The organism is Yoonia sediminilitoris (genome assembly GCF_003058085.1).
Taxonomy (GTDB): Bacteria; Pseudomonadota; Alphaproteobacteria; order Rhodobacterales; family Rhodobacteraceae; genus Yoonia; species Yoonia sediminilitoris.
In genome coordinates this window covers 253,237-269,761 of the sequence record NZ_QBUD01000003.1, presented here as the reverse complement: position 1 = coordinate 269,761, position 16,525 = coordinate 253,237, and the positions used below count along the sequence as shown (strand labels likewise).

General features: G+C 56.3%; 16 protein-coding genes and 1 tRNA gene. 10 read left to right on the top strand and 7 right to left on the bottom strand.

From position 1 onward, the window contains the following. Positions 1 to 413: 413 nt before the first annotated feature. Entirely contained in the window at positions 414 to 1,973 is a 1,560-nt protein-coding gene (locus tag C8N45_RS09595; protein ID WP_108386013.1) for a 2-isopropylmalate synthase, read from the bottom strand. Continuing rightward, positions 1,970 to 2,137 (bottom strand): hypothetical protein, encoded by a 168-nt coding sequence (locus tag C8N45_RS23205; protein WP_168769440.1) that lies wholly within the window; start codon positions 2,135 to 2,137, stop codon positions 1,970 to 1,972. Before C8N45_RS23205 ends, C8N45_RS09595 begins: the two co-directional genes overlap by 4 nt. Before the next feature lie 310 nt (positions 2,138 to 2,447). On the opposite strand from C8N45_RS23205, the gene C8N45_RS09590 reads away from it, so the two are divergent. From C8N45_RS09590 to C8N45_RS09560, 7 genes are all read left to right on the top strand, one after another. Next, complete coding sequence (locus tag C8N45_RS09590) at positions 2,448 to 3,113, top strand: SDR family NAD(P)-dependent oxidoreductase (protein WP_108386012.1); 666 nt, start codon at positions 2,448 to 2,450, stop codon at positions 3,111 to 3,113. Beyond that, positions 3,110 to 4,633, top strand: coding sequence for a cryptochrome/photolyase family protein (locus C8N45_RS09585; RefSeq protein ID WP_108386011.1), 1,524 nt, complete (start codon positions 3,110 to 3,112; stop codon positions 4,631 to 4,633). Before C8N45_RS09590 ends, C8N45_RS09585 begins: the two co-directional genes overlap by 4 nt. Positions 4,634 to 4,787: 154 nt before the next feature. Continuing rightward, on the top strand, positions 4,788 to 5,099 hold the full coding sequence (locus C8N45_RS09580; RefSeq protein WP_108386010.1) for an ETC complex I subunit: 312 nt from the start codon (positions 4,788 to 4,790) through the stop codon (positions 5,097 to 5,099). Between the two features lie 255 nt (positions 5,100 to 5,354). After that, positions 5,355 to 6,242 (top strand): LysR family transcriptional regulator, encoded by an 888-nt coding sequence (locus C8N45_RS09575; RefSeq protein WP_108386009.1) that lies wholly within the window; start codon positions 5,355 to 5,357, stop codon positions 6,240 to 6,242. A gap of 109 nt (positions 6,243 to 6,351) precedes the next feature. Beyond that, complete coding sequence (locus tag C8N45_RS09570) at positions 6,352 to 7,059, top strand: NAD(P)-dependent oxidoreductase (protein ID WP_108386083.1); 708 nt, start codon at positions 6,352 to 6,354, stop codon at positions 7,057 to 7,059. A 27-nt stretch (positions 7,060 to 7,086) separates the two neighbouring features. Continuing rightward, on the top strand, positions 7,087 to 7,803 hold the full coding sequence (locus C8N45_RS09565) for a DUF4386 domain-containing protein (protein ID WP_108386008.1): 717 nt from the start codon (positions 7,087 to 7,089) through the stop codon (positions 7,801 to 7,803). A 241-nt stretch (positions 7,804 to 8,044) separates the two neighbouring features. Next, positions 8,045 to 9,619: an ABC-F family ATP-binding cassette domain-containing protein gene (locus C8N45_RS09560; protein ID WP_245882616.1), complete on the top strand. Its 1,575-nt coding sequence runs from the start codon at positions 8,045 to 8,047 to the stop codon at positions 9,617 to 9,619. A 502-nt stretch (positions 9,620 to 10,121) separates the two neighbouring features. On the opposite strand, the gene C8N45_RS09555 is transcribed toward C8N45_RS09560, so the two are convergent. Together C8N45_RS09555 and C8N45_RS09550 are read right to left on the bottom strand one after the other, a co-directional pair. Further along, positions 10,122 to 10,197, bottom strand: a tRNA-Ala gene (locus tag C8N45_RS09555). An 86-nt stretch (positions 10,198 to 10,283) separates the two neighbouring features. After that, positions 10,284 to 10,604: a TIGR02300 family protein gene (locus C8N45_RS09550; RefSeq protein ID WP_108386006.1), complete on the bottom strand. Its 321-nt coding sequence runs from the start codon at positions 10,602 to 10,604 to the stop codon at positions 10,284 to 10,286. A gap of 111 nt (positions 10,605 to 10,715) precedes the next feature. Between C8N45_RS09550 and C8N45_RS09545 the strand changes: the two genes are divergently transcribed. Further along, positions 10,716 to 11,405 carry a M48 family metallopeptidase gene (locus tag C8N45_RS09545; RefSeq protein WP_108386005.1) on the top strand — a complete coding sequence of 230 codons (690 nt, stop codon included), beginning with the start codon at positions 10,716 to 10,718 and terminating at the stop codon, positions 11,403 to 11,405. Between the two features lie 31 nt (positions 11,406 to 11,436). After that, entirely contained in the window at positions 11,437 to 12,087 is a 651-nt protein-coding gene (locus C8N45_RS09540; protein WP_181868922.1) for a GntR family transcriptional regulator, read from the top strand. 18 nt (positions 12,088 to 12,105) lie between these two features. Here the strand turns inward: C8N45_RS09540 and C8N45_RS09535 are convergent, their stop codons facing one another. After that, positions 12,106 to 13,029: a TerB family tellurite resistance protein gene (locus C8N45_RS09535; protein WP_108386003.1), complete on the bottom strand. Its 924-nt coding sequence runs from the start codon at positions 13,027 to 13,029 to the stop codon at positions 12,106 to 12,108. 252 nt (positions 13,030 to 13,281) lie between these two features. Between C8N45_RS09535 and C8N45_RS09530 the strand changes: the two genes are divergently transcribed. Continuing rightward, positions 13,282 to 14,340 (top strand): sterol desaturase family protein, encoded by a 1,059-nt coding sequence (locus tag C8N45_RS09530; RefSeq protein ID WP_108386002.1) that lies wholly within the window; start codon positions 13,282 to 13,284, stop codon positions 14,338 to 14,340. Positions 14,341 to 14,415: 75 nt separating this feature from the next. Here C8N45_RS09530 and lpdA read toward each other — a convergent pair whose 3' ends face one another. Together lpdA and C8N45_RS09520 are read right to left on the bottom strand one after the other, a co-directional pair. Beyond that, a complete protein-coding gene (gene lpdA / locus C8N45_RS09525) occupies positions 14,416 to 15,804 on the bottom strand; it encodes a dihydrolipoyl dehydrogenase (RefSeq protein WP_108386001.1) in 1,389 nt (462 codons plus the stop codon). A gap of 86 nt (positions 15,805 to 15,890) precedes the next feature. Continuing rightward, the gene (locus C8N45_RS09520; RefSeq protein ID WP_108386000.1) at positions 15,891 to 16,280 is read right to left on the bottom strand and encodes an MAPEG family protein; all 390 of its coding nucleotides are present in this window, start codon (positions 16,278 to 16,280) and stop codon (positions 15,891 to 15,893) included. Positions 16,281 to 16,525 lie beyond the last annotated feature (245 nt).

The window sequence follows — 16,525 nt, the reverse complement described above, 5'->3', positions numbered from 1 at the left end:
TCCTGCTGCTGACTGTCTCATTAGTGCAGCTGTACCCCCGCTGCGGTCTGGTTTGCTTATAAAGAAGGCCAAGGACGGATAGAACCCCTAGTTTCAAGCGAGAAGGCAGCATTTTGCTGCTTTCACTTTTTCAACTTATTTGCCGTCATTTGGAAATAATTTGTAAGATTGATGTACAAAATTCAATTTAAAATGTTGATCTGTCCCAGCTTGAGGCGAAATTCATTGACTGATTGCTGCCAGTCTCTCCCCAAAGCCAGTGCAGGGACTCAGTGCCAAGGCATAACAGCGCAGAAGCAGACTCCCGCCCGTCGGCGGCAAATCACACCCTTGCCCGGTCAAAAAATGTGGGGCACCACGGTGCGGCGGCAGGAAAGGAAAAGGTCAGTTCCAACCGCCGCACCATTTTCTATTCAATTGGCGTCTTTATAGCTGACGCCCTTCACATCATAGCCCGGTTCCGATTGCTCACGCCGGACCAGCAGCCGGTTGAGCGCGTTTATATAGGCCTTGGCGCTGGCGACGACAGTATCAGTGTCCGCAGATTGGCCCGTCGCGATACGGCCGTCTTCTTCCATCCGCACAGATACGGTTGCCTGCGCATCGGTGCCTTCCGTAACCGCGCTCACCTGATAAAGCTGCAGGCGCGCGTTATGCGAAAACAGGGATTTGACCGCGTTGAACGTCGCGTCCACGGGACCGTCGCCCGTGGCCGACGTTTTAACGTCGGCACCGTCAATTTCCATGGTCATGTCTGCGGTTTGCGGTCCTTCGGTGCCGCAGACAACACGCAGGGATTTCAGCTTCAGCCTATCTGCGCCACTGTCGTTTTGGTAGACCAAAGCCATCAGGTCGTCATCGAAAACCTCTTTCTTGCGGTCTGCCAAATCCTTGAAGCGCACAAACACATCATTCAACTGGTTGTCGGCCAGATCAAATCCCAATTCAGCCAGCTTCGCGCGCAGTGCCGCGCGACCCGAATGTTTGCCGAGCGGCAGAGAGGTCCCGGACAGGCCCACATCTTCGGGGCGCATAATCTCGAAGGTTTCGCTGTTCTTCAGCATCCCGTCCTGATGGATGCCGCTTTCGTGGGCAAAGGCATTCTTGCCAACAATGGCCTTGTTGAACTGCACGGCAAAGCCAGACACGGTTGCGACCCGGCGCGAGATATTCATGATCTTGCGGGTATCGATGCGCGTCTCATAGGGCATGATATCGCCGCGCACTTTCAGCGCCATGACCACCTCTTCCAGCGCCGTATTGCCCGCACGTTCGCCCAGACCGTTGATCGTGCATTCAATCTGACGGGCACCGCCCTCGACGGCTGCCAGCGAATTGGCGGTCGCCATGCCCAGATCGTTGTGGCAATGGGTGGCAAAAATCACCTCGTCCGCGCCGGGCACCTTGTTGATCAGCATGCGGATCAGATCAGCGCTTTCAACAGGTGCGGTATAGCCGACGGTATCTGGGATATTGATCGTGGTCGCGCCCGCCTTGATCGCGATTTCAACGGTACGGCACAGGTAGTCCTCTTCCGTCCGGGTCGCATCCATCGGTGACCATTGCACATTGTCGCACAGGTTGCGCGCGTGCGTGACAGTGTCGTGGATACGCTCGGCCATTTCATCCATCGTCAGGTTCGGAATCGCGCGATGCAGTGGCGAGGTCCCGATAAATGTATGAATGCGGGGGGATTTCGCGTGTTTCACCGCCTCCCAACAGCGGTCGATATCTTTGTAGTTGGCGCGCGCCAATCCGCAGATGGTAGCCGCTTTCGCACGCTCTGCGATTTCGCTGACAGCGCGAAAATCGCCTTCGGATGCAATCGGAAAGCCGGCCTCAATGATATCGACGCCCATTTCGTCCAGCAGTTCGGCGATCTCCAGCTTTTCATCATGTGTCATGGTGGCGCCGGGGCTTTGTTCGCCGTCGCGCAATGTCGTGTCGAAGATCAGGACTTTATCCTTGGTCATGAGCGTGATCCTTCAAATTTGATCGTGTGGGCGGCGGATGTTTCCGCAACGCTATTCATCGGGGTGCTGGCCGTGGCGCGACCTACGACATTTGGGGGTAGGGTGAAAAGCCCACCCGGACCGAAAGTTACAGGACCAATCCAGTCGATATGATTATTTTGCATGATATTTCCTTAGCTTGCGTGTGCTGGCGCTGTTCCCCTCTGAGCGGACGCGCCAAAAGGCACGCTCAGAGGCAGCTAAGGAGTAGGAGATCGCGTGAAAGCAGCCCGTTGGGGGCAATGCTGATGATATGGGCGCGCTTTTCCATGTCGGCGACTATACAAACCTTTTTAGCGTTGAAAAGTGATGAATGCCGCCAACAAGATAAATTTTTCCATTTTGAGTGACGCCGCACATTGTCACCATCCAATTTTGCCGGAGCCGTGCGAAGTTCCTGTTGCAACGTGGCCTTTGCGACTTAGGTACGGTTGCATGAAATCAGCTTTGATCATAGGCGCCTCTGGTGGCATCGGCGCAGCGGTCGCCGACCAGCTTGAAGCCGACAGGGTCGACGTTACCCGCCTGTCCCGGTCCGTGGATGGGTTCGACGTCAGCAACCCCGCAACAGTCGCCCGCTGTCTGGACAGGCTGGACGGGCCGTTTGATCTGATCTTTATTTCAATCGGTATTCTTGCACCGTTGACCGGACGCCCGGAAAAAAGCCTGAGTGCGCTAAAGCATGACGACATGGCGCGTGTCTTTCAGGTCAACACAATCGGGCCCGCATTGGTTCTGTCCCATGCTGCCCGGCTGATACCAAAAGACAGGCGCGCGGTTGTGGCGACGCTGTCGGCACGCGTGGGTTCAATCGGGGACAACCAGATTGGCGGTTGGTACAGCTACCGCGCATCCAAGGCCGCCCTGAACCAGATCGTCCACGGCGCGGCAATCGAATTGGGGCGTTCGCATAAGGAATCGCTTTGTGTCGCCCTCCATCCCGGCACCGTGGCAACGCCATTCACTGCCGAGTATGCCGGACGGCACAAAACCGTGCCGCCACAAGAAGCCGCTGAAAATCTGCTCCGCGTCATCAAAGCGCTAAAACCGGAACACACCGGGGGGTTCTACGACTACGCCGCGAAAGAGATTCCCTGGTGAGGCTGGTTCTTGTTCTGGGCGATCAGCTGTCGTCAAATCTGTCCGCCCTGCGCAAGACGGACAAGGCGAACGATGTGGTTGTGATGGCCGAAGTGATGGAAGAGGCCACATATGTCCCCCATCACCCCAAGAAAATCGCCTTTACCTTTGCAGCCATGCGCAAATTTGCCCGGAAACTGCGCGATGATGGCTGGAAGGTCGCCTACACCAAGTGGGATGAGCCCGACAACAGCGGGTCAATCACAGGTGAGTTGATCCGCCGCGCGTCAGAGCATGAGGCTGCGGGCGTTGTCTATACCGAACCCGGCGAATGGCGGCTGATCGAAGCGCTGGGGGATTTGCCGATCAAGGCGCATCAATTGCCCGATGACCGTTTTATCGCGAGCCATGATGAATTTGACGCGTGGGCCGAGGGCCGCAAACAGTTGCGGATGGAATATTTCTATCGCGACATGCGCCGCAAGACCGGTCTGTTGATGGATGGCGATCAGCCCGAAGGCGGTAAATGGAACTACGACCACGACAACCGCAAGCCCGCGCCTGATCAGGTTGACTATAGCGGGCCGATGCAGTTCACGCCGGATGACACCGTGCAAGAGGTGTTGGAACTGGTCGCGGACCGTTTTGCCGACAATTTTGGAAATGTTGAAAATTTCTGGTTCGCCACGGATCAAACCCAGGCCCGCAGGCACTTGACACACTGGATCAAAGGCGGATTGCCGAAATTCGGTGATTTTCAGGATGCGATGCTAAACGATAATCGCTTTCTTTATCATGCGATAATCGGGCTTTATATCAACGCTGGCCTGCTTGACCCGCTGGAGGTCTGTCAGCAGGTAGAGCAGGCCTATCTCGATGGCGACGCGCCGCTGAATGCGGTCGAAGGGTTCATTCGCCAGATCATTGGCTGGCGCGAATATGTGCGCGGCATCTATTTTCGCGAGGGGCCTGACTATAACTCGCGCAACGCGCTGGACCATACCCGCAATCTGCCTGCCGTCTATTGGGGCGGCGAGACCAAGATGAACTGCATGGCGAAATCCGTGGCGCAGACGCGGGACGAGGCCTATGCCCACCACATCCAGCGCCTGATGGTAACGGGCAACTTCGCGCTGCTCGCGGGCGTGGATCCTGTGCAGGTGCATGAGTGGTATCTCGCTGTTTACGCCGACGCCTATGAATGGGTCGAGGCGCCCAATGTGATTGGCATGTCGCAGTTTGCGGATGGGGGAATCATCGCGTCAAAACCTTACATTTCGTCCGGGAATTATATTCATAAAATGTCGGACTACTGCGGGTCCTGTGCCTATAAGGTGAAGGACAAGACCGGCCCCGACGCCTGCCCGTTCAACCTGTTGTACTGGCATTTCCTTGACCGGCATCGGGAACGTTTCAAGGGTAACCCGCGTATGGGCAATATGTACCGCGTCTGGGACAGGATGGACGAGAAACGGCGCGATAAGGTGCTGAAAGAAGCGCAGGATTGGCTGGATAGGTTGGACGCAGGCACGGCGGTTTAGGAAACGAGGATTGGCGCGCCTTTTTGGCAGACGTTTTGGTAGTCGTCCTGCGTGCTATTGGCGCAGACTGCAATTCCCCCGAGTCTTTGCCAGACCGAAACCCTTGCGTGCCATGCGTGTTTGCCGGATAAAGCCTCAGGATCAGGAGTATCAGATGCGTGCACGAATCTATCAGCCCGCTCGCACGGCCATGTCGTCGGGCACCGCAAAGACAAAACATTGGGTCTTGGAGTATGTGTCCGAGACCGCCCGCGAGGTTGATCCTTTGATGGGCTGGACTTCGTCCTCTGACACGCAGTCGCAGGTCAAACTGACGTTTGATACCAAGGAAGCCGCTTTGCATTACGCCCGCGACAAGGGGATTGATCCGGTCGTGCAGGAACCCAAACGCCGCAAGGCCAACATCCGCCCTGGCGGATATGGCGAGAATTTTGCAACCAACCGGCGTGGCGTCTGGACCCACTAGCACTTGTGTAATTTGGGGCAGAGTTGTCTCGGAACCGGGGTGAATATCCCGCGAACACTATGAGACGCAGTGAGCGTAACCAATTTTGGATGCCATGTTCACGCTGATCAGAATATTAAAGTCAGTCTGAGTTTGGGTGCAACAAGCGCTGATTTCCTGAATAAGACGACCGCATCTTCCTTTTTAAGGTATCTTTTCCCGCAGTATCACCAAGATCGCTGGACGATCTACCCGTTTGCAAGCCTATAATGAGGCATGGACAAGCTATCCGTCATGAAGGCCTTTTGCCGCATTGTCGAACGCGGCAGCTTTTCGAGAGCTGCGGATGATCTCGGTGTGTCAGCCGCATTACTGAGCCGCGAGGTCAAGCTGCTTGAAGAAAGCCTCGGTACGACCTTGCTGACACGCACCACCCGGTCAATGTCGCTGACCGACCACGGCAGACGCTTCTATGACGAGGCGCGCGACATCGTTGAAGCGGTCGCGCGTGTTGAGGACGGCATCCGTGAGAGCGCCAGCACGGTAAGCGGCCCGCTCAAGATTGGTTGCTCCAATTCCTTTGGTCAGGCGATCATTGGGCCGATGCTGCCCGGCTTTCTGTCAGAGTATCCCGACGTGCGTGTGACGTTGGCGCTCGAGGAGCGGGTTGTGGATGTTGTCGAAGAAGGTATTGACCTTACACTGAGGGTGGGCGCTGTATTGCAGGATAGTTCCCTGATTGCGCGCAAGATCGGAACCTTTCATCAGCGACTGTTCGCATCGCCTGCATATCTGGCAAAACATGGTACCCCGCAAAGCCCTGACGAAATCGCAGGACATCGTATCGCAGGCTTCCTGCTTGCCGACCATTTGTTGGAATGGGCTCTGACCGGACCGCAGAGCACCGAGACGATCAGCGTCGATCCGGACCTGAAGATATCCAACAGCATTGTCCTGTCAGAAATACTCGCCGCTGGCTACGGCATCGGCCCGCTGCCCAGTTTCGTGTCAAAAGGCCCAGAGGCGCGTGGCGAACTCATGCGGGTACTGCCAGACTACACGTTGCCCACGAGGGACATCTACGCGGTGACGGGCTCGCGACTTGGTATGGATGCGCGCGTATTGGCTTTCATTGATCACCTACGTGGCGCGTTGGCCGTCTGACCCATTCTTAACAACCGCTAAAGAGTGATTTTCCGCCGGGGCGGTTATTCCCGCGCGTCTGTTCTTTCATCCTTTGGGCAATGCATCGCCCGAAATGAAAGGACATACCATGAAACGCATCACGATCATCGGAATATCCGGCAAGCTTGGTCAGTATATGACCGAACACGCCCTGTCCCGCGGATACGAGGTGACTGGCGTCTGCCGACCGGAAAGTGTCGATAAGCTTGCGCGGTTCGGTCAGCGGATCAGCGTCATACCCGGCAGTACCACAGACCCGGAGATCATACGCAAGGCCGTGCAGGACGCGGACGGCGTATTGACCGTGCTCGTGCCCTGGGGGCGCGACCGGATGGCCACGCGAATGGCTGAGGCGGTTCTCAGATATGCCAAGCCCGACGCACGTTTGGTCTTTTCCTGCGGTTGGCATGTCAAATTGAAAGATACCGACCGCTATCCGCTGAAAGAGCGGATCAAGTCTTGGGTCTTCGGACGGATCGCAAAGCTCACGCAGATGGCCGACATCGACGATCAGGAAGCGGCAGCACAACTGGTATTCGGCGCGGACAGGGACTGGACCATCGTCCGGGCCTCTGATCTGGAAGAAGGCGAAACCGAAGGGTTGCCAGTCTGGGCCGCGAACGTCGGTGATCCGATCCTTGCGTCCAACCGGACGCGCCGCACCGATTTTGCACTGTTCATGGTCAATGCCCTCACCGATGCCAGCCTGTCTGGCAAGGCCCCGGCGATCGTCAGTCGCGCCGCGCAATCAGCCCGCGACCACCGCCAAGCATCCTTGCTCACATCCCACACCTGAAATCCATCAACCAAAAGGAATGTACCCATGCAACGCCAACTGAATCAAAGCGACCTATCGCTCGCCCTTATCTCTGGTCTTCTCTATCTCGTCATCATCATCTGCGGCATCGGCGCCGAAGTCGCCCTGCGCGGTCCGCTTGTTGATCTCTCGTCAGCTTCCGCAACAGCCGTTGCAGTCCGCGCTGCCGGGCTGACCCTGCCATTGGCGATCATCGCTGATGTCATCATGGCAGTGGCTGACGCGGCTCTGGCAATCACGCTTTTTGTGTTGTTCCGGTCCGTCGCACCGATTCTGGCTTTGGCAGCGATGGTCTTCCGATTGATTCAGTCCGTTCTGATCGCCGCCAATCTGCTCAATATGCAGGTCGCATGGCTTCTGATCACTGGCGGGCAGGACAGCGTAGGTCTGGGCGGCGCAGAGACCGAGGCCCTCGCCCTCGCATATCTTAATCTGCACGCGCATGGCTATGATCTGGGATTGATCTTCTTTGCGATCAACAGCTTTCTGACAGGCCTGCTGATCTGGAACTCCGGCATGTTTCCCAAAATCATCGGAGGGGGGATCATTGCTGCGGGTGCTGTCTATCTTGCAGGCAGTGGAATGCGCTTCCTCGCGCCGGATATGTTCGTAGTCTTTGCGCCGGCCTATGGGTTGCCTGTGCTTGCGGAACTCGCATTCTGTGTCAGCCTGCTCATGTCTGGTTCGATTTGGCGCCGCAGGCAGATTTTTGCAGCCATTTGATGCAGAGGCGATGTCAGGGCAACCATGGCAATGCGGCGATGAGCAGATTTTATCGCCGCATTTCAATGACCAACATCAAATAGGCGTGGAAGCTGCGGTCACGGCAAGCCTTTCGGCCAGCAATCCCTTGTTTTCTTGTAAGATGCCCATTATTCGAAGACCAATCAGTTTTGGAGACATCATCATGGATTGCGCACTCACCGTTTGATCACCACTCGGTTTCCTCATTGGGGCGCAAATTATGTCTACTATCTCTCTTGCCGGATTGAGCTGGCACACACCTGAAAACGAACCCATTCTTGCCAATTTGACCGTAACCTTTGGCGCGTTGAGGACCGGTCTTGTCGGTAGAAATGGAACAGGTAAATCGACGCTTCTTCGTATCATCACAGGCGAGCTGACCCCATCGGCGGGGACAGTCACAAAACCACCTTCGGTTGGCTTTCTGCGTCAAAACCCAGCGTGCGATCAAGACGCCACGATTGCTGACTTGTTTGGTGCCACGCAACAACTCATGATTCTGGCGCGGGCTGAACGCGGCGAAGCCAACCAAGATGATTTTGCCGATGCGGACTGGACCCTTGAGGCGAGATTGCAGGTGGCTCTGAGCAACATGGGGCTCGAGCACACGCCTCAAACGCCTCTGGCATCCTTGTCCGGTGGCCAGCGGACCCGGGCCAGTCTCGCTGCACTCATGTTCGCTCAGCATGATGCACTTTTGCTGGACGAGCCCACGAACCACCTTGATCGGGCAGGACGGCAATATGTTATTGATGCCTTGCGTGCTTGGCGCGGCTGCATTGTTGTTGCAAGTCACGACCGCAGCCTGCTTGATGAAATGGACGAAACCGTTGAGCTGACGACCCTTGGCGCACGCGTCTATGGCGGTAACTATCAGGTCTTTCGCGCGGAAAAGGATGCCGAAATGGCTTCTGCAGAACACGCGTTGGTGCAGGCGGAGCGTGCTGTTGCCGCAACCCGGGCACGTGCACAGGTTGCGGCGGAACGCAAAGCGCGCACAGACCGGCAGGGAAAACAGCTTCGTGCGTCGGGTAGTCAATCAAAACTTCTGTTAAACGCCGCAAAGGAGCGCAGTGAAGGCTCAGGCGCATCCGCTGCACGGCTTCGTAGCCGCCAGTCTGAAAAGGCTGAGGGCGCGCTTGAAACCGCCCGCGAAGAAATGGAGAGGCTGGAGCCGTTGGCTATGGATATCGCTCCATCTGGTCTGGCCTCAGGCGTGGATGTGTTGCGGGTTGAGGCAGTTCAATTTCGACACCAAACGCACATCCCCCTGCTTGAGGGGATTTCGTTCTCGATCCGAGGTCCCGAGCGTGTTGCCGTTTGCGGGGCGAACGGAACGGGAAAATCAACCCTGCTTGCCTGTATCGAGGGGCTACTCAAACCGCAGCAGGGGTCTGTTTCCGTTCAAGTGCCTGCCGCGATGATCGACCAGGACCTCAGCCTGCTAGACCCGAACGAGACTGTTCGCGAGGCGATCGCGCGGATAGATCCCAACGCCAGCGAGAACGCCCGCCGTGCGACTCTCGCCCGCTTTCTCTTTCGCGGTGATGACGCAAATCAACGCATCGGTTCACTAAGCGGGGGTCAAAGGATGCGTGCAGCCTTGGCCTGCACCCTTGGACACAGTCAACCGCGGAAACTTCTCCTGCTGGACGAACCAAGCAACCATCTTGACATTGAAGCCATCGAAGCAATGGAAACAGCGTTGAATGCGTATGACGGGGCAATCCTTGTGGTCAGCCACGACGAGAAATTCCTCGATAAAATCGGGATCGCTCGCCAGATATATCTTTGATCAACCGCCAACTAATCTACTCCTGCCTTGATTGCGCATGCGTAATGAAGAGCAGAAATGTTGATTGTCACCGAGATTTGACCCACCCTTGTTCATGTCTCAGTGGTCTTGTTGCGATCAACGCTGGCATGTCCTTTCTTGTCTTCTTTGTGCGCCATCATTTGTGCGGCCATGTGGCAGAACCCGGCCATTCATGCACACTGCTGTGATGCATGAAGGTCAAGTTCTCGGTAGCGGTGATTTTGATTTGCTGATCGGTTCATTTCAGCCCGACTTGATGGTCTCTCCTCGGGGTACGGTCACATGCCCCCTCTTCGCGATTTAGTCCCGATACTTCCCAAGGGGGGTTAGGTTTTTGCGCTGGGTCTGAGGGAGCAGGGGGGCAATGATTTCCGACACGTGGCGGCCTGCCATGTTTCGCTGTCCCATGCTGACCAACGAATCCTGACAAATAGCTGCCCCTGAAGGACCTGTAATTCACCATAAAGAGAAAGGGGGCGAATGGTGGAGCCTAGGGGAGTCGAACCCCTGACCTCTTGCATGCCATGCAAGCGCTCTCCCAACTGAGCTAAGGCCCCATCCGTGCGGCAATTGCCGCGGCGTGCTGCTGTCTAGGCAGCGAAGCGGGCGAGATCAAGTAGAAAACGCCCGGCTTGCAATCAAATTATTCGTCGTCGTTAGTGGCGACATCGGCCAGTTCGTCAAGCGACACCGTGTCGTCGTCGTCATCTTCCAGAACATCATCACCAAGGTCGACGTCATCGTCGTCGTCATCGTCGAGCACCAGATCCTCGTCCTCGGTCGATTCCTCCATCTTCTTGGTTTGTGCATCTTCGGCGTCTGCAACCATTGTCCGGGTCTTGGACGTATCAACGGTGACTTCCTTGCCCGTGTAGGGGCTTATAATCGGCGTGGCATTCAGGTCGTAGAAGCGTTTGCCGGTCTCGGGGCAAAGACGCTTTGTGCCCCACTCTTCCTTAGGCATTGGCTGTCCCTTCAAAATCTATCTTGGACCCTTGCGGGTTATCGGTGCCAACTGCCATAAGCAGCAGGGCGTGTCAAAGCCTTTGGCACATGAACAATACGAGTGTTGGATATGGGACGTCACAGGCTTGAAGGCAACCCTGCGATTGACGTAACGCTGCGCCGGTCGGCCCGGGCCAAACGGTTGTCGCTGCGGGTGTCGCGGCTGGATGGCCGTGTGACCCTGACTTTACCCATCCGCGCAGCCGAGCGTGAAGGGATCGCTTTTTTGCGTGACAGAGAAAGCTGGTTACGTGGGCATCTGGCAGATCTGGCCCCAGCTCAGCAGGTACGGGTCGGGGGGACGGTTTTGGTCGAAGGGCGCGCGCTTCCGATTGTCTTGGGTGCGGGCAAACGGTCGCGGATGGAGCCTGACCAGATTGCGGTTGCGTCCGGTGCTGCGGTGGGGGCAAGCGTGCAGGGCTTATTGAAATCCCATGCGCGCAACCGGTTGGCTGCCGCCTCTGACCATTATGCCGCCAAGCTGGGACAGACATACAGCCGTTTGTCGCTGCGCGATACCAGATCGCGCTGGGGGTCTTGTTCCAGTCAGGGCGTTTTGATGTATTCTTGGAGGCTGATCATGGCACCGCCCGAGGTTCTGCAATATGTGGCGGCTCATGAAGTCGCACACTTGCGGGAAATGAATCATAGCCCTGCTTTCTGGGCGGTGGTCGGGGATTTGTTTCCAGACTACGACAGCCCGCGAAAATGGTTGCGTCAACATGGAGACCAGCTGCATCGCGTGATCTTCGCGGATTGACGATTTTGCACTTTGTAATCACAACTTGCATATGATGTTATCCGCCCGCCCCGTTGACCCCACGACTGCTGCCCATGAACGGGTCTATCGTGCTTTGCGCACTAGGATCATGCACGGCGAGATCGAGCCCGGAGAGGCCCTGACCCTGCGCGGGATCGGCAAGACCTATGATGTTTCGATGACGCCCGCGCGCGAGGCGGTCAGGCGTCTGGTGGCCGAAGGCGCGCTTTTCCTGTCTTCGTCCGGCCGGGTATCCACACCTGCGCTGACAAATGAACGTATCGAAGAACTTGCGGCTTTGCGCGCCATGCTAGAGCCCGAATTGGCCTCTCGTGCCCTGCCGCGTGCGCATTTTGCCTTGCTGGACCGGTTGGAGGCCATCAACCAAGGGGTCAGCCAGATGATCGCCCGTCATGATGCGACGGGCTATATCCGGATGAATCTGGAATTTCACCGGACCCTTTATTTGCGGGCGCAGGCCCCAGCAATGCTCGCCATGACCGAAACGGTCTGGCTGCAATTGGGGCCGACGATGCGCGCGCTCTACGGGCGGCTGAACCGCAAAGAGCCACCATTCCATCACAAGCATATTCTCGCGGCGCTTAAGGCCGGGGATGAACCGGGACTACGGCTTGCCGTGCGCACCGATGCCATACAAGGTTTGCGGATGTTGAAGGGCTGACCTCGACAGGCGCAAGTTTTAGATGGGGTTTGCCTCTTTTTCGGCAAAAGCGTCGTACATGACCCTGCGGAAGTCCTCTGCGGGGATGCCAAGCCCATGCGCTAGTTCTGAAACAAACGTGTATTCCGCAGGCAGCATACGGTCGCCTGCCATAGTGACATAGAGCACGCCCTTAAGCATCAGATCCTTTTCCCGGTCCCGCAGCCCTTTGCCGAAATTGATATAATCCTCGGTCGAAAGATTGATATGCACCCGGTCAGAAATGCGCATGATCTCAGCCGTTGAGTAATTTCGCTGTGCAAGCCGTTTCATGGTCTTGCCGATCATGCTGATCTCCTTGGAGGCCACCAGACCATCGCATTTGGCGGCGTGGCAAAGCGCGAGAAGCAGAGCATGCGCAGCCTTCTTGCGCAGTGGCCCTTGGCGGCTAATCCCAAGCAACGACTTCAGACGTTTGATGATTATGGCAAGCATCAATAGCGCCACACCGGCCAGAAGTCCGTAGGTTTCGATGTTTCGCCTCATGTCGTTTTTTGCGACCGGAGGGATGTTCGCATCAATCAGGTTCAGCGTGGCGGACTGGGCCGCCATCATCTGGTCTGAGTCGAACGGGCGAATCTCGGCGTCTGCTGTGCCTGCGCAGCCATCACTGGCAAGCACATAGCTTTGCACGTCCTTTGTGACCGAGTAGCCAAAAATCTCGATCCCGCGCGTCAGATAGCAGAGCGACATCCTGCCGTTTTCGCCCAACGGGGCCCGCGTGGCTGCTTCGCTCGGAATACGTGTCGGGGCGATGAATTCGTACTTCTCGACCATCAGGTCATCGATTGAAAAGTTCCGGAGGTCATCCTTGGAGAGATTGCGCAGATCGTCGAACGACAAGGCATTTGCGGGTGCTGCGCATACCAGCAGGCACATAAATGCAAAGAATGCGTTCTTCATGAAACTATTCCTTCACTCGCCCGGCACGACCCTCTTTTAAGGGTGGAATTGTGGCGTAGTTGTGTTTTTTTCCGAAATTGTCTGGGGCGTTTGTCAGAGTTCTTCGCACGAGGAAGGCGAAACCTGTCAAAGGCGCGTGATTTCATCTTTTCATTGTTGGCAGGCAGGCTTTGGTCGCAATTATGCTCAAAAAAAGCCATATAGGCAGGTAAGATAAGCTAGGCTTTGCGATACATGGGGTGAGCATTGACGATGAACCAGTTTCTCGCTTTTTTTGAGAGTATCTTTGCTGTTCTTGCAGAGCAGTTCTGGTCACTTGTCCAGATGCCGTTTGACCCATCAGGTCGGCTGTATGTGATCTATATTGCGGGTGGCCTCGCCTTTGCTTTCTGGGTCTATCTGCGACGCAAGACAAAGACGGCGGACGATTCGTTTCTTGCGTTCCTGCTTCCGCGTTCAGTCTGGAGCCATCCCTCTGCATGGCTGGATTTCAAATTCTTCTTGGTGAACCAGTTCACGGGCAAGCTGCTGTATGTCGGTTTGACAGGTGCCACGATGGCCTTTGCCTTTGGGGTGACAACCGGTGGAGATAGCCTTGTCGATGCGATCCGGACGTCAGAGGTGCCGGGGCTTGCTGATATTCTTATCTCTCTGCTCTACATGGTTGTGATTATTGCAATCACCGATTTCACAGCCTTTTACCTGCACTACTTGCAGCACAAAATTCCGCTTCTGTGGGAGTTTCACAAGGTTCACCATAGCCCCGAAGTGATGCACCCGATCTCCAACTTTCGCGAACACCCGTTCGACAATGTCGCCTATGCACTGGGGATCGGGGCGGTTTACGGGGTTGTCATGGGTGGTGTCAGCGCGACCTTGGGGTATTTGCCCAATATGCCCGTTGTGCTGGGTGTCCCGCTGCTGGTGTTCCTGTTCAATCTGGGGGGATATCATCTGCGCCATTCGCACATCTGGCTTCGCTGGCCGGGTAAATGGTCGATGATTTTTCCGTCGCCGGCGCACCACCATGTGCATCATAGCTGCCATCCGGATCATCTGGACAAAAATTTCGCCTTCATGTTTCCGCTCTGGGATGTGTTGTTCAAGACATACCACATGCCCGAGGACGCCAGAGACGTGAAATTCGGAATCTATGGCATGGAAGAAAGCGAATATAACTCTGTTTGGAAGCTCTACAGCATCCCGTTCCGGAATATTGCGCGCAAATGGCGATCAGGGCAGTCTTTGACGGTCAGTCCAGACAAGCCGCAGGATGGCGCGCAAATAGCCCCGTTGACCGATGATCGGTGATATTGTGTGACGTAAGAAAGCCGCGTCAGGTTCATCCCCAACGCGGCCATTATCTTGCAGATTTGACCACATTGGTCAGGCGTGGATCGCCCCGTCACCGCAGGCAAGTGCGGCTTCCCTGACCGCTTCCGAATAGGTCGGATGCGCGTGGCAGGTGCGGGCGATATCCTCGGCGGCGGCGCCAAATTCCATTGCGACGCAGATTTCATGGATCAAGTCACCCGCCATTGGACCGATGATATGGGCGCCAAGAATGCGGTCGGTCGCGGCATCCACCAGAATTTTGACAAAGCCGTCACCTGCGAAATTCGCCTTGGCGCGGGCGTTGCCCATAAAGGGAAACTTGCCAACCTTGTAGGCGTGGCCTTTTTCCTTCAGCGTCTGTTCGGTTTCGCCGACGCTGCCGACTTCGGGGTGGGTGTAGATGACGCCCGGGATCACACCGTAATTGACGTGGGGATGTTGCCCGGCAAGGCCCTCGGCGCAGGCCATGCCTTCGTCTTCGGCCTTATGGGCCAGCATTGGCCCTTCGATCGCATCACCGATGGCATAGATGCCGGCAATGTTGGTGGCGTATTTGGCATCTGTCTTGATCTGGCCGCGATCAGTCATTTCCATACCAAGCGCGTCCAGCCCAAGCCCTTCGACATAGGGCTTGCGACCTGTCGCAACCAGCACCGTATCGGCGGCCAGCGTATGTTCGCTGTCGTCCTTGCGCAGTTTGTAGGTCACGGTCGCTTTGGCGCCCTTGACTGTGACGCCCTGCACAGCAGCGCCAAGCGTGAATTTCAATCCCTGCTTTGTCAGCATTTTCTGGAACTGTCGGGCGATTTCAGCGTCCATGCCGGGAGTGATGGCGTCAAGGAATTCGACCACCGTCACCTCTGACCCCAAACGCGCATAAACGGACCCAAGTTCAAGGCCAATGACGCCTGCGCCGATCACGACAAGCTTCTTGGGGATTTTGCCAAGCTCCAGCGCGCCGGTCGAGGTCACGACCGTCTTTTCGTCAACCTTAACACCGGGCAGGGAGGATGCCTCGGACCCTGAGGCAATCACGATATGCCTGGCCTCGTGGATATCGTCGCCCACCTTGACCTTGCCCGCCTCTGGGATTGATCCCCAGCCTTTCAGCCAGTCGATCTTGTTCTTTTTGAACAGGAATTCGATGCCGCCGGTATTCTGGCCAATTGTTTCGTCCTTATAGGCAAGCATCTGCTTCCAATCGACAGAAGGCGCTTTGCCCTTCAGGCCCATGGAGGCAAAATTATGCTCTGCCTCGTGCAGCATATGGCTGGCGTGCAGCATGGCTTTGGATGGGATACACCCGACGTTCAGGCAGGTGCCGCCCAGCGTTTCGCGGCCTTCGACCACAGCGACTTTCATCCCAAGTTGGGCACAGCGGATGGCGCAGACATAGCCGCCGGGACCGGCACCAATAATAATGACATCGTAGCTGGACATGGGGACTCCTTTGGGCGGTTTTCAATTCTATGCGTCGTACAGATGGCGTAAATACAGCGTAAATATACTATACATACAGTTGTAACTCAGATCAGGGCTGACAATATCATGAGTATGGTCGAGAGAAACCCCACAAACCAGATCACCGACCGCCATGGGACCCAGCCGAAATAGTAGGCGGGCACATAGAGGACGCGGGCAATCAGATAGGTCCATGCGCAAGTCGCGCTGAACCCGGTGCCTTTGTCGCCCAGACTGATGACCACGACGGCAATAGTGAACAGGATCAGCCCTTCAAAATGGTTCGTCAGCGCACGCTGCAAACGGCCCGCGCCACCGGTCAATTCAATCTTGTTGTCACGGGGGCCAGCGGCTTTCTCGGGGCCGACCTGCGCGATCGAGGTCGCTGAGTAGAGAGAGAATTGCAGCCCTTGCAGAAGTGCGGCGAGGGCCAAGACTGTGAGTTCAGGTGTCATAATTCCGATTCCCTAAATTTTCAAAGGCCCACGAGTCATATAGCGCATCCGCCTAGCATCGCCGGGCAGCGCGCGAACCTCCCCCATGGGGAGGGCGCTTTTGCGGCGTTGCGATTTGCGCTGTCTTTGCGACTCTTGGCGATGTTTTGCAAAACGGAGCCATCACAGCGCCCACCCCGAGGTCCGGGTGCGACCCTGTCTCGTGGATTGCAGCGAAGCGCGACAGCTTTTCGGAAGTGGACCAT

Coding starts and splice junctions, on each gene's coding strand:
- C8N45_RS09595 (WP_108386013.1), bottom strand. CDS start 1,973: ATGACCAAGGATAAAGTCCTGATCTTCGACACGACATTGCGCGACGGC.
- C8N45_RS23205 (WP_168769440.1), bottom strand. CDS start 2,137: ATGCAAAATAATCATATCGACTGGATTGGTCCTGTAACTTTCGGTCCG.
- C8N45_RS09590 (WP_108386012.1), top strand. CDS start 2,448: ATGAAATCAGCTTTGATCATAGGCGCCTCTGGTGGCATCGGCGCAGCG.
- C8N45_RS09580 (WP_108386010.1), top strand. CDS start 4,788: ATGCGTGCACGAATCTATCAGCCCGCTCGCACGGCCATGTCGTCGGGC.
- C8N45_RS09575 (WP_108386009.1), top strand. CDS start 5,355: ATGGACAAGCTATCCGTCATGAAGGCCTTTTGCCGCATTGTCGAACGC.
- C8N45_RS09570 (WP_108386083.1), top strand. CDS start 6,352: ATGAAACGCATCACGATCATCGGAATATCCGGCAAGCTTGGTCAGTAT.
- C8N45_RS09565 (WP_108386008.1), top strand. CDS start 7,087: ATGCAACGCCAACTGAATCAAAGCGACCTATCGCTCGCCCTTATCTCT.
- C8N45_RS09560 (WP_245882616.1), top strand. CDS start 8,045: ATGTCTACTATCTCTCTTGCCGGATTGAGCTGGCACACACCTGAAAAC.
- C8N45_RS09550 (WP_108386006.1), bottom strand. CDS start 10,604: ATGCCTAAGGAAGAGTGGGGCACAAAGCGTCTTTGCCCCGAGACCGGC.
- C8N45_RS09545 (WP_108386005.1), top strand. CDS start 10,716: ATGGGACGTCACAGGCTTGAAGGCAACCCTGCGATTGACGTAACGCTG.
- C8N45_RS09540 (WP_181868922.1), top strand. CDS start 11,437: ATGATGTTATCCGCCCGCCCCGTTGACCCCACGACTGCTGCCCATGAA.
- C8N45_RS09535 (WP_108386003.1), bottom strand. CDS start 13,029: ATGAAGAACGCATTCTTTGCATTTATGTGCCTGCTGGTATGCGCAGCA.
- C8N45_RS09530 (WP_108386002.1), top strand. CDS start 13,282: ATGAACCAGTTTCTCGCTTTTTTTGAGAGTATCTTTGCTGTTCTTGCA.
- lpdA (WP_108386001.1), bottom strand. CDS start 15,804: ATGTCCAGCTACGATGTCATTATTATTGGTGCCGGTCCCGGCGGCTAT.
- C8N45_RS09520 (WP_108386000.1), bottom strand. CDS start 16,280: ATGACACCTGAACTCACAGTCTTGGCCCTCGCCGCACTTCTGCAAGGG.